The organism is Streptomyces sp. NPDC041068 (assembly GCF_040647455.1).
Taxonomy (GTDB): domain Bacteria; phylum Actinomycetota; class Actinomycetes; order Streptomycetales; family Streptomycetaceae; genus Streptomyces.
The window spans coordinates 411444-423719 of record NZ_JBEZCG010000001.1; the positions used below are offsets into that span (position 1 = coordinate 411444).

The window sequence follows — 12276 nt, forward strand, 5'->3', positions numbered from 1 at the left end:
GTCCCCGTCAGCGAGTACCGACCGCTGCTCGCACGGCCCGGCGGGCCAGCTGGCAGTCGTCGTGCAGCCGCCTCAGGAGCAGCCGCTGTTCCTCGCCGGACGGCGCAGCACCGGGATGGGCCGGGCCCGGTGCCGCCGGGGCCGATTCGTGCATCGAACGCTGCACGGCCGTTTCGTACGTACGGATCTCGCGGGTCAGGACGAGCATCAGGTTGACCAGGAACGCGTCGCGCGCCGCCGGGCCCGCCGCCTGTGCCAGCTGACTGATCTCACGCCGCGCCACCGGGGCGTCACCGAGGACGGCCCACAGCGTCGCCAGGTCGTACCCCGGGAGGTACCACCCCGCGTGCTCCCAGTCGACCAGGACGGGCCCGCCGGGCGAGAGCATGATGTTCGACAGCAGGGCGTCGCCGTGGCAGAACTGCCACATGGCCTGGTGGCCGTTGCCCTGATGCGCGACCGAGTGCGCGATGCCGTGCAGCAGCTTCTGCAGGTCGCCCATGTCGCGGTCGGTCAGCAGACCCAGCTCGTGGAAGCGGGAGATCCGCCTGCCGTAGTCCATCGGCCTGCCGAACATCTCGGTCGGCGGCCGCCACTGGTTGAGGCGGCAGATGGAGCCGAGCGCCGCCCGGATGTCCGCCCGCGGAGGAGCCTCCGCGGGATGCCGGTGGAGTGCCGCCACGCGCCCCGGCATGCGCTCGATGACCAGCGTGCAGTCATCGGGGTCGGCGGCGATGAGCCGCGGCGCCCGGACCGGCGGACGGTGCCGGACGAACGCGCGGTATGCCGCTATCTCGTGCCGGATCCGCTCGGCCCACAGAGGCGAGGGGTCCAGTAAACACTTGGCGACGGCGGTGCTGCGCCCTGCCGTGCCGACGAGCAGCACGGTGCGGCCGCTTCTGCGGAGCACCTGCACCGGGTTGAACTCCGGGCAGATGCGGTGCACCGAAGCAATCGCGGTGCGCAGCTGCGCCCCCTGGGGGCCGGACAAGTCGAGTCTCCCGCTGAGCGGTTGGGTCCCGGTGCCCGGCACGCGGCGCGTGCGACCGCCGCCGAGCTGCGCGGACGAGGGGCGCAACGGCTCTAGATAGGGGCCGTTCCCCGATGAGGGGGGCACCTCGCGGGTCCGGGGGACCGGGGGGCGCGGGTGGAGCGGCCGGGGCGGGGCGGACACGGAGGACGATGCTGCGTACATGGGCGATACAGATCCCTTCGTGTGCCTGCGAGTTGCGTGCGCCTCCCGGCCCGATCGCTTCGGGTGCACCCTGGGGAGTGCCTTGCGGCGACCGGGTCGGGGTGGCGCACTCCTACCTGACACCCGTCGTCCCATGGCACACCATGTGGCGCACCCTGGCGAACCCTGGCGAATAGTCGCTCAGCAACTGACAGAGGGTTACTGTCAACTCAGCCGAGAACCTGGGGGCTTGACGTGAACGGACAACCCAACACCCGCCTTTCGGACCTGTTCGGCCTGGCCGGCTGGTCCAAGGGGGAACTCGCGAGGCTGGTGAACCGGCAGGCGGCGGCCATGGGCCACCCCCAACTGGCCACCGACACCTCGCGGGTGCGGCGGTGGATCGACATGGGAGAGATCCCACGCGATCCGGTGCCGCGGGTGCTGGCTGTTCTGTTCACCGAGCGTCTCGGCCGTGTCGTGACCACTGAGGATCTGGGTCTGGTCCGGCACGGGCGCGTAGGGAAGCGGCGTGGCGACGGGAGTGTGGAGCACCCCGACGGCGTGCCGTGGGCGCCCGAGCGGACGGCCGCGGTCCTCACCGAATTCACGGGAATGGACCTCATGCTCAACCGACGCGGCTTGGTGGGCGCGGGCGCTGCGCTTGCCGCAGGCTCCGCACTCAGCAGCGCCATGCACGACTGGCTGCACACCGATCCGGCTCTCGCGGCCGACGCCCCCCGACTCGACGACCCCCTGCATGCCGACCCCGCTGGGTTCGACCGCTACGAGGCCGCCCCCATCGGGTCACAGGAGATCGAGGAACTGGAGCGCTCGGTCGAGGTGTTCCGCGCCTGGGACGCGGCCCGCGGAGGCGGGCTGCAGCGCAAGGCCGTGGTGGGCCAGCTCAACGAAGTGGGCGGCATGCTCGCCTACCGACACCCCGAACATCTCCAGCGGCGCCTGTGGGGCGTCGCTGCCAACCTCGCCGTCCTGGCCGGCTGGATGTCGCACGACGTCGGCCTCGAACCCACGGCGCAGAAGTACTTCGTCATCGCGGCGCACGCGGCCCGAGAAGGAGGGGACAGGCCGCGTGCGGGCGAGGCGCTGTCGCGGGCGGCACGCCAGATGGTGCACCTCGGGAAGCCGGACGACGCCCTGGACCTGATGAAGCTCGCCAAGTCGGGTGCGGGCGACGAGGCCCTGCCCCGCACCCAGGCGATGCTGTACACCATCGAGGCCTGGGCACAGGCCTCGATGGGCCGCGGGCAGGCGATGCGGCGCACCCTCGGCCTCGCCGAGGACCTCTTCGTGTCGGACAAGGGGGACGTGCCGCCGCCGAGCTGGATGCAGATGTTCGACGAGGCGGATCTGCACGGCATGCAGGCCCTGGCCTACCGCACCCTCGCCGACCACGAACCGTCCGCGGCGAACATCGCGCAGCGGCACGCCAGGGAGGCGATCGAGCTGCGGGCCAAGAACCGCGACCGGTCGCAGATCTTCGACTACATCTCGCTCGCGTCGGCCTGCTTCATCGCCGACGACCCGGAACAGGCCGATCGGTACGCCCGGTTGGCGCTGGTGTCGATGCGGGCCAACTCCTCGCACCGCACCTGGGACCGGCTGCGCGAGATGTACCGACTGACAGCGCAGTACGCCGGATACCCGAAGATCCAGGACCTGCGCGAGGAGATCAAGCTCGCGCTGCCGAGGGGGGCGAAGGGGGCGGGGAGGACGGCAAGGGCATAGCGCGAGCGCGCGTCGAGCGGGCGCGCATCACCTACACGTACGCAGATCAATCCATGTACGTAGCAGCGTGTGATCGGTGGCGAGGTCCGGCGTGTCCGGAGCGCTTCAGATCCGCGCCATCAACAGGCAGGCGTCGTCCTCACGCGGTGCCCCGCCGAACTCCTCGACGACGGTCCGTACGCATTCCTGTGCCGTACGCGCCCCGGTGAAACGGGACGCGAGGGAGAGCAGCAGGCTCGTCGACGCGTCCCTGTCGCGCCGTGGCACCAGGCCGTCGGTGTGCAGCAACAGCAGGTCTCCGGGCCGCAGTTGCTCGTCGCGCTGTTCGTAGGTCGCACCGGAGGTGGCGCCGAGGAGCACGCCGTCCGGTGGCGTCAGCGCGCGCCCCGTCCCGTCGCGGAACAGCAGCGGGGCGGGGTGCCCGGCCTGCGCCCAGGTGAGCAGGTGCGTGGCGGGGTCGTAGCGGCAGCAGATGGCGCTGCCGAGGGCGGGCTGGTCCGTGGCGTCCAGTAAATGGTTGAGCCAGCCCATGAGTTGGCCCGGCTGCGATCCTGCGACGGCCATGCCGCGCAGGGCGCCGAGGAGCATCGCCATGCCGGAGGTGACGGCGACACCGTGCCCGGTGAGGTCGCCGACGCTCAACAGGGCGTGGCCGTCAGGGAGTTGCATCGCGTCGTACCAGTCGCCGCCGATGAGCGCGCTGGAGGAAGAGGGGAGGTAGTGGGCGGCGAGGTCGAGCTGCCCTGGCCCGCCGTGCGGCAGCCGCAGGGAGCTGCGCCACGGAGGCAGGACCGCCTCCTGCAGTTCGACGGCGAGGCGGTGCTCGGTCTGTGCGATGTCGCGGTGGCGCTGCAGCGTGTCACGGGTCTCGCGCAGCGCGCGCTGACTGCGGCGCAGTTCGCTGACGTCCCGCAGGACCGCCCACATGGAGGCGGTGGAACCGTCGCCGGCGAGCACGGGCTCGCCCATCATGTGCACGTGGCGTACGCGCCCGTCGGACCGCACGATGCGGAACTCGCCGTCGATGGGTTTGCCGTCGATGAGGCAGTCCGTGACCATCGCGGTCAGCAGGGGCTGGTCGTCGGCGTGCACGAGCGAGGGGAGCTCGTCCAGGGAGAGCGGGGGAGCGGCGGGGTCGCGGCCGAGGATCTGATAGAGCTCGCCGGACCAACTGGCCTCGTCGGTGAGGAGGTTCCACTCGGCGCTGCCCACCCGGCTCAGGAGCGAGCCGTGGCCCGTCTCCGTGGTGGTCGCGGTCGGCGCCGCGGGCTCCCCGCCCGCCCGCGGCGGACCGTCCCGCAGCTGGGCCAAATGGCTGTCCAGATCGTTGAGTTGATGCACCGCCAGATCGCACAGGGCCCGCTGCCAGCGGCCTGCGGGATCTCCGTGGTCGGTCACGGCGTCGCGCCGTACGGCATCGACCTCGCCCCGGAGCCGGCGCGTCTGCGAGATCAACGCGTCGACCGTGCCGCGCTCTGGCGGCTGGGCGGCGGCGTGGTCCGCGAAGACATGGGGCGGCATGAGGTGCTCCGTTGAAGATGCGGTGCGACCAACTTGACGGGTGGTGGACCGCTAATGACTTTCGCACAGCAGAAGGTGGCCTGTAAGGGATTTGGCAACACACGATGCAGTGGTGCTTCTGGCATATGCCCTTGGCGTGCGGATATCCGGAGGCCCGAGGTAGGAGTCTATGGGGAAATGGTAAAGGGTGCGTAGGGCCTTGCGTCGGAATGTGGTGTTCCGGAGGAGGAAATGAGACGAGGGGGCGAACGCATCGCGGGGGAGTGCGGGCGGCGGCGGAAGAGGGCGGGAATCGGCGGGGGAGACGGGGTGGGGAGGGGGGTGGTGAGAACGGCGCGAATTGCTCGGTTTCACGGTTTCACGGCCGCACTGCTTCAGGTGAGGGGTCCGTCCTCGCGCGGTGTCCCGGGCCACGAACCGTCACTCGTGCACGCGTGGGTGGTCATCAGGGGCGCAGATAGCGAATGACCGCGAGGACCCGCCGATTGTGGTCGTGCGAGGCCGGCAGGCCGAGTTTGTCGAAGACCGCCGCCACATGCTTCTCCACCGTGCCCGGCGAGACGAAGAGGGCCCCCGCGATCGCCGCGTTGGAGCGGCCCTCCGCCATCAGCGAGAGCACCTCGCGTTCCCGTTCGGTGAGCGGCGCGAGCTCGGCGGAGCGGTGTCCGGCCCCGGCCAGCTGGGTCACGACCTCGGGGTCCAGCGCGGTGCCGCCCGCCGCGACCCGCTCCAACGCATCCGTGAACTCGGCGATGTTGGCCACCCGGTCCTTGAGCAGATAACCGACGCCCGCCGAGCCCGCCGCGAGCAGGCGCGTGGCGTACTTCGTCTCGACGTACTGAGAGAAGAGCAGTACCCCGGTGCCCGGGTGCTCGGCACGGATGTCGATGGCCGCCCGCAGCCCTTCGTCGGTATGGGTCGGAGGCATCCGGATGTCGACCACCGTGACGTCGGGCCGGTGCACGGCGACCGCCTCGCGCAGGGCGTCGGCGTCGCCCACGGCGGCACAGATCTCGTGCCCGCGCTCGGAGAGCATCTGGGCCAGCAACTCCCGCAGCACGGCGGCGTCCTCGGCGATCACGACACGCATGGTCGGCATGCTCTCATGTGCGGTCCTGTACACGCTCTCACCTGCCTTCTCACGCATGCAGGGGCAGTTCGACGGTGACGGCGGTGGGGCCGCCATCGGGGCTTCGGATGCCGATGCGTCCGTCGACCGTGCGGACGCGCTGGGCCAGTCCGGTCAGGCCGCTGCCCGCGCCGAGGGCGGCACCGCCACGGCCGTCGTCGGTGACCTCCAGACGCAGCAGTCCGTCGCGCTGCGTCACGCCGATCGCGGCGCGCCGTGCCCCGCTGTGCTTGATGACGTTCGTCAAGAGTTCGGCGGCACAGAAGTACGCGATGGTCTCGATCGCCGGGGTGGGCCGCCGGGGCACGTCCGCCGACAGCTCGACCGGCACCGTGCTGCGCGCGGCGAGCGTGGCGAGGGCGTCGGGCAAGCCGTCGTCGAGGGCGGGGGGATGGATGCCGCGGGCCAGGTCCCGGAGTTCGGTGAGCGCTTCGGTGGCGTTGCGGTGGGCACCGTCGACGAGCTGCCTGATGCGGGCCACGTCCAGGGGCTGACCTTCGTCGAGGCGCTCCTTGACCATGTCGAGGCCCATCGCCACCGCGACGAGGCGGACCTGCGCGCCGTCGTGCAGGTCCCGTTCGACGCGGCGCAGGAGCGCCACCGAGTCGTCGACGGCCAGCGCGCGCGTCTCCTCCAGGTCGCGTACGCGGTCGGCGAGCCGCCCCGGTCCGAGCAGCGCACGGAGCAGCCGGCGGTCGCACTCGACGACGAGTCGGGTGCCCCAGGGAGCACACAGCAGGGTGAGCGCGCCGAGCAGCATCGCGAGCCAGGTACCGGCGAAGGTGTCGACGCCCGGACTGCCGAACGGGATCGGCGTGAGCACCAGCATGCCCTCCGGGTCGCCCGCCTCGGGCTGCTGTCCGAAGACGCCCCACCGCAGCGGGGCGGTGAGGTTGACCAGGCCGCTGATCCACCACAGGACGGCGTACGCTCCCAGCGCGCCGACCGGCAGCTTCGCGAGGACGTAGGCCGCCGCACGCCGGCCGGTCCCGTCCCGCAGCCGCGCGTCGACGCGCCCGACGAAGCCTTCGCCGGGCCGGAAGGGCGGCGGCGCGGGCGTGCGCTCGCCGAGGAACGCCGCGGCCAGCGCGCGGTGGACGCCGCCGAGTGCACGGGCGAGCCGTAGCCCGGCGATGAGGAGCAGCGCTCCCAGGACGGCGAGCACCAGCGAGAGCGTGAAGGCGCCGCCGAGGGCGAGCACCACCGCGAGGACGGTGCCGCCCGCGAGGCCGAGCGGAAGGCCGATCAGGCAGTACGCCACTTCGGCCCAGGCCCGGCGGGTGAAGGGGGCGCGGAGCACTCCGGCCTGGAAGACCCTTTCGCGGAGTCGAGGCAGTCGATCCCGGGGCGCTCCGCCCAGCGGCCGCTCACTGTCTTGCACGTGCATGTCGCCAGTTTCCTGTGAGGAGTTGCTGCGGGCCAGTTCGTGTCAGGCGTCCCTGTGGGCCAGTTCGTGTCAGGCGTCCCTGCGGGTCAGCAGACGCCCGCCCACCAGGAGCACCGCGGCGGTGTACAGGCACAGCAGCGCGAACCCGGCCCAGGGCGAGAGCACACCCGACACCGGCTTGGCGACGGCCAGGGAGTTGGCCGCGATGATGGTCGGGAAGAACTTCGCGACGGCCGTCCCCGAGACCCCGCCGATCACCGCGGGCAGCACGAAGGTGACACCGACGAGTACGGCGATGGCGCTCGCGGTGTGCCGCGTGATGGCACCGATCCCGATGCCGATGAGCCCGATCATCGCGAGGTACGCACCGGCCATCAGGACGGCACGCAGCACCCCGGCGTCCCCGATCCCGGGTCGCGGAACGCCGTCCCCGAGCGCGGTCCGCCCCGCGAAGAACGTCACGAAGGCGACGGCTTCGCCCAGCGCGAGCGAGACCCCGCCGTACACGGCTGCCTTCGCGGAGAGGACCAGGCGCCGGTCGGGTACGGCCGCGAAGGTGGAGCGGATGGTGCCCGACGCGTACTCACCGGTGACGACGAGGACCCCCAGGGCGCCGATGAGGAGCTGCCCGACGGCCACTCCGGCCAGGACGTTGTTCGTGGCGTCGAAGGCGGCGGCCTTGTCGGGGCTGGGGGCCTTGGTGTTGGCCATCGTCACGACGCCGATGGCGACCATGCCGACCACGGCGAGAAGCAGCGCCCAGAAGGTGGACCGCAGACTCCGGAGCTTGACCCACTCCATGCGGGCGGCGTTCGCGAAGCCGTAACGCCCGCTGGGAACACGCAGATCACGCTGCCAGCGGGAGGCATTGACACTCGTGCCGCTCATCGAGCAACCCCTTCAGTGGACGTGGCCTGCGCGGACGTGGCGGTCAGCGCGAAGAAGGCCTCTTCGAGAGAGCACCCGCGGGAGGTCAGTTCACGTACGGTCGAGTCGGCGAGGAGCCGCCCCTGCCCGATGACGACCAAGTGGTCGGCGGTGAGGGCCATTTCGCTGATCAGATGGCTGGAGAGCAGGACGGCGCGCCCTTCGGCGGCAAGGGACTTGATGAGGTCCCTGATCCAGCGCACGCCTTCGGGATCGAGGCCGTTGACGGGCTCGTCGAAGAGCAGGACACCCGGATCACCGAGCAGGGCCGCGGCGATACCGAGCCGCTGAGCCATCCCCAGCGAGTAGGTCCCCGCACGCCGCCCCGCGACATGGCCGAGCCCGACGATGCCGAGAACCTCCTCGACGCGCCCCCGAGCGATGCCACCGGCGGCGGCGAGCGCCGTCAGATGCTGGGCGGCGGTACGCCCCGGATGAAACGTACGGGCCTCCAACAGAGCCCCGACCTCACGAGCAGGCCTGCGCAACTCCGCGTACGGCCGCCCATGGACATGGGCGTGCCCGGCATCGGGCCGGTCCAAGCCCATGATCATTCGCATGGTGGTCGACTTGCCGGATCCATTGGGCCCGAGAAACCCGGTCACGGCTCCCGGCGGCACATCGAAACTCAACGAGTCGACGGCGACGTCGGGCCCGTACCGCTTACAGAGCCCCTGCACCTCGATCATCACAACTCCCTGCCGCATCGCCGCATACCTGACGTGGTCACTGCCTCCACGCTAGGCAGGCGCCGGTCCCGCCTGGAACGCTGCTTTCCTCCGGGTGTTCTGGGGGTTTTCCCCCAGGGGCGGGGCGTTCGCCCTGCGTACACCAGGCAGAAAGCGAAGGCGAATCCCCCGAGGGGGCTAATCTCCCTCTTCTTCCCCTGGGTTCCCGGGAGTTCCCGCGCGGATGCGAACTGGATGTGCACTGGTGTCGGCCCCAGATGTGCACTGGGCTCGCTGTCTGGACGTCCGGACCCGAGCCCGCGGGGCCGGGCGTGGGTGTCTCCCCCTCCGGGGCCCTGCTCGGGTTCCGCGACCGCTGCCGCCCGAGCTCTGACCGCCATCGAGATTGCTCGAGAGGAGAGGCGGAAGCCAGTGATCACCGAGCGCCGTCGATCCCCGGCGTGTGCCGACCTGCGCGGGACGGCCGTAGGTGACTCCTGCACGACTTGTTGCAGGGGGTTGCCAACCTCTAGGTGCTCGGTCTTCGCCTGGCGATCCGCCGTACGGCATCGCACGGAGCAGGACGTGACCAGATGCGTCCTGCCTGGCGGTTCCTCGTCTTCGCCCGCACGATGCCGCTGGCATTGAACTTGGCGGCCAGGCTCCTCGCGGGCCAGGTGGGCAAGGCGGCCTTTGACGCCGCTGCCCGTGCCGAGTCCTGCGGCCCGGGGCATGGCGATGAGCTCCGCGCGGTCGGCGGCGCCCGCAGTTGTCTGCCTTGGGGCGGCGGTGAGGTTGAGTATTTCCCTTTCCCGGGAGGTCAGTTGGGGGAAGACGCCCTCGCGTCGGGCCGTGCGCAGCTCGTCGAACCAGGGGCGCATGCGGGCGGTGTCGGAAAGGTTGAAGATCCAGGCACCGGCGGCGACGTCCCCGACTGCGCGGATGATCTGACCGACGTTCCCGGTCTTGGTCAGGAAGCCCGCGGCACCGGCCCGCATCGCGGCCATGGCGTTGGGGTCGGCCTCGTGTTGGGAGTGGACGAGGACTTTGGTCCCGGGGCAGGTCCTCTGGATTTCCTGGGTCGCCCACAGACCGCTGCGTGGTCCACTCATCATCGCCTACGACCACGCCTTCGACCGATTCGGACGGCCGATCGCGGCAGCACGTTCCCGCATGGACTCCATTCCCGCTCCGGGACGGAATCGGTCGGGAAGTCCGTTGCCGTCGTCCGCAACGGTCAGGACGAGCGTGTCGCCCAGTTCGACACCCACCCAGCAGTTGTCGGCGTGGGCGTACCTGAGGACGTTGGCAACGGCCTCGACGACCCTGAGGCCCGCCCCTCGCCCCTGTGCCGACTCACGACCAGGAGAGCCCATGATGAGCACCATCGAGCAGCCTCCGCCGGACGGCGATCACGCCAAGGGGACAGCGCTGCTGACGGCCCAGTCCGGTGTGACGGTCTCCCCAGCGGCGGGCGACTCGAAGTTCATACAGTGAACTCCGATGTCCCTTGCGCCCTGTTGTCGGGGTCGGGAACCTTCTCCAGCTGTTTGGCTTCCTCTGGATCCGGATCCGACGCGAGTATCTTCTCCGCACGCTGGTCGATGCTGCGGGTGAGGGCGATCTGGGCCAGCCCGAAGACCACGGCACTGGCCATGACGTCATGCCAGGAGTCAGGAGCCTCAGTCATCGGCAGCCATTCGGTGTCGACCAGGAGCAGTCCAATCACCGCTGTGAGCGCCCCGATGGGAAGCTTGATGAGTTCTTGGTAGAAGGGAAGGTTGTAAGGGTTCCAACTGCCGCCCATCTTCTGCAGGCGCCCGGCCACGTGGGTTGCCGCACCGAGCATGCCCAGCAGCATGACCAGACCGACTTCGCGGAGGCCAGGCTCCTCCCGATCGGGGCAGCCGCTCGTGCAGACGGGGATCGCTCCCGCACTGTGCCAGGCCACCGTGACGGTCACCACAAGCAGCAGCGTCAGAACGCTGCCTGCTCGGATGAGTCGATTGCGGAAGTTGCGGCTGCGTACGGCTCGTTCCTCCTGGACCGCGTAGGCCGCCTCCAGGAGGGCTGCGACAGCCCAGGGCACACGCTCGTCCCCCGGCCAGTCCTTCCGTTTCAGCTCCTCGACCAGCGCAAGGCGGGGATCCCTCTGACAGAGCGGGCCTGCCAGGGCGAGCACCGCGTCGATCTGGGTCCAAGCCCGGGCGGGTTGCGACAGCTTGATGATCGCGACTTCGGCGGCGTGCAAGCTTGTCAGCGTGCCCTCATATGCCAGCCCGTTCCACCAACTGCCGAATCTCCAGCGAATGTTGTGGTTGCCGGCGGCCTGTCGCATGTGATGCTCGGCCGTGCAGAGGAGGTGATTCGCCCCAGCCTGGAGCTCCCCTTTCTGAGCCCCGGCGCGACGTAGGCGGTCCGATTGGCCGCTCGCGGCATTGAGTTGATATCGCAGTACGCATAAGCGTGTCTGCGCGCGATGCAGCCACGTAGTGGACCTCGGGCGGCGAGGCGGTCCCACGCTGTCGCCGGCCGGTGAGGTGTCCTGTGCGACAGGCCGTGGTGCCGCTCGACGGGTGAGATTTCTGTACGACCACCCTTTGCGGCCGGGTGTGTTCATGATGTCCCCCGTTCTGTCCGCGGGGTCGCGACGGTGGGCATGCCCCGTTCTGCGACGCATGACAGCGGTTGAGCTACAGCCGGAGGCCCCGTGCAGCCAGGAACCGCTGAGCGGCGTCGCGGCCGTTGGTGTACAGCAGCTCGATCTGCTCCTCCGTGATGCGGAAGTTGGTTGACCGTACTTGGCTGGTGTCGACGAAGATGGTGCGGTCCTGTACGCGGCGCTGGTCCACATGGAAGCGGTCGTGGGCGCTGATCATGGTGGACACCAGCCGCCGTCCCAACTCCACGGGGTTCCGTACCGGTTGCCACTCCTGGCGGGGAGTCCGTCGCATGGAGAGTTTGATGCCGATGGTCGGCCAGCGCCGCGGCTGCGCGTCCTGCCGGTCGAACAGGCCGATGGGGAAGGTGGACAGCAGACCGCCGTCGACGAGTACCAGCCGCTGTGTTCCCTGCGAGGGGCCGGTACGGAACTTCACCGGCCGGAAGTAGAAGGGGATCGAGGCGGAGGCACGCACCGCGTCGGCGACCTTCGCGGTATCGGGGTCCACTCCGCACAGCGCCTCATAGTCCTCCGGCAGGATCAGCTGACGCCCCCGGCTTATGTCGCTCACCACGACGGCCAGCTTGTACGGCGGCGTGCCGGTGTCGTCTCCCGTTCCATGGCGGCGCAGCTGCTCGAAGGTGGTGACGCCCTTGTCCGCGAGTCGTTCTTCGATCCAGGCGTGCAGGGCGTCGCCTTTGAAGACGCCGCTGTGCAGGAGTACGGCCAATGCCGCCCCGACCTTGCCCCAATGACGTGCCGGCCCGTCCTGGAGCGATGCGAAGTCCAGGTTCCGCATCTCCTGCTCAAGCTCCGGGGCCGTGTACCCGGCCGCCAGCAGCGCCGCGACGATGGCTCCCGCCGACGTACCGGCCACACGCTGCACGGTGTGGGCCGCGCAGAGCTCCCTGAGCGCACCCGCGAGGGCAATGCCCTTGACGCCGCCACCCTCCAGAACGACATCCACATTCGTCCTGGCCGAATGGCCGACTGCAGCAGTGCTGTCCATCGTGATCGCCCCCGTGGCGGGTGGGCGAGCCCATTGACACGTACCACTTG

10 protein-coding genes and 1 pseudogene are annotated in these 12276 nt (G+C 70.1%); 2 read left to right on the top strand and 9 right to left on the bottom strand.

Annotation, left to right across the window (positions count from 1 at the left end):
• Positions 1-7: 7 nt before the first annotated feature.
• Positions 8-1195, bottom strand: a complete 1188-nt coding sequence (locus AB0B50_RS01540; protein WP_362323835.1) for an aminoglycoside phosphotransferase family protein — start codon at positions 1193-1195, stop codon at positions 8-10.
• 234 nt (positions 1196-1429) lie between these two features.
• On the opposite strand from AB0B50_RS01540, the gene AB0B50_RS01545 reads away from it, so the two are divergent.
• The gene (locus AB0B50_RS01545) at positions 1430-2923 is read left to right on the top strand and encodes a hypothetical protein (RefSeq protein WP_362323836.1); all 1494 of its coding nucleotides are present in this window, start codon (positions 1430-1432) and stop codon (positions 2921-2923) included.
• Between the two features lie 105 nt (positions 2924-3028).
• Here the strand turns inward: AB0B50_RS01545 and AB0B50_RS01550 are convergent, their stop codons facing one another.
• From AB0B50_RS01550 to AB0B50_RS01575, 6 genes and pseudogenes are all read right to left on the bottom strand, one after another.
• Entirely contained in the window at positions 3029-4444 is a 1416-nt protein-coding gene (locus tag AB0B50_RS01550; protein WP_362323838.1) for a SpoIIE family protein phosphatase, read from the bottom strand.
• A gap of 445 nt (positions 4445-4889) precedes the next feature.
• Positions 4890-5534: a response regulator transcription factor gene (locus AB0B50_RS01555; protein WP_362323840.1), complete on the bottom strand. Its 645-nt coding sequence runs from the start codon at positions 5532-5534 to the stop codon at positions 4890-4892.
• Positions 5535-5583: 49 nt separating this feature from the next.
• Entirely contained in the window at positions 5584-6960 is a 1377-nt protein-coding gene (locus AB0B50_RS01560; protein ID WP_362323841.1) for a sensor domain-containing protein, read from the bottom strand.
• Positions 6961-7029: 69 nt separating this feature from the next.
• Positions 7030-7848, bottom strand: a complete 819-nt coding sequence (locus AB0B50_RS01565; RefSeq protein ID WP_362323843.1) for an ABC transporter permease — start codon at positions 7846-7848, stop codon at positions 7030-7032.
• A 95-nt stretch (positions 7849-7943) separates the two neighbouring features.
• A pseudogene (locus AB0B50_RS01570) lies at positions 7944-8576 on the bottom strand (ATP-binding cassette domain-containing protein); the annotation flags it as partial.
• A gap of 1097 nt (positions 8577-9673) precedes the next feature.
• Positions 9674-9931 carry a hypothetical protein gene (locus tag AB0B50_RS01575; RefSeq protein WP_362323845.1) on the bottom strand — a complete coding sequence of 86 codons (258 nt, stop codon included), beginning with the start codon at positions 9929-9931 and terminating at the stop codon, positions 9674-9676.
• Here AB0B50_RS01575 and AB0B50_RS01580 point away from each other — a divergent pair.
• Positions 9930-10052, top strand: a complete 123-nt coding sequence (locus tag AB0B50_RS01580; protein ID WP_362323847.1) for a hypothetical protein — start codon at positions 9930-9932, stop codon at positions 10050-10052. The genes AB0B50_RS01575 and AB0B50_RS01580 overlap by 2 nt on opposite strands.
• On the opposite strand, the gene AB0B50_RS01585 is transcribed toward AB0B50_RS01580, so the two are convergent.
• Together AB0B50_RS01585 and AB0B50_RS01590 are read right to left on the bottom strand one after the other, a co-directional pair.
• Positions 10042-10893 carry a hypothetical protein gene (locus AB0B50_RS01585; protein ID WP_362323849.1) on the bottom strand — a complete coding sequence of 284 codons (852 nt, stop codon included), beginning with the start codon at positions 10891-10893 and terminating at the stop codon, positions 10042-10044. The two genes, AB0B50_RS01580 and AB0B50_RS01585, sit on opposite strands and share 11 nt — an antisense overlap.
• 355 nt (positions 10894-11248) lie before the next feature.
• The gene (locus tag AB0B50_RS01590; protein ID WP_362323851.1) at positions 11249-12184 is read right to left on the bottom strand and encodes a patatin-like phospholipase family protein; all 936 of its coding nucleotides are present in this window, start codon (positions 12182-12184) and stop codon (positions 11249-11251) included.
• Positions 12185-12276: the final 92 nt, after the last annotated feature.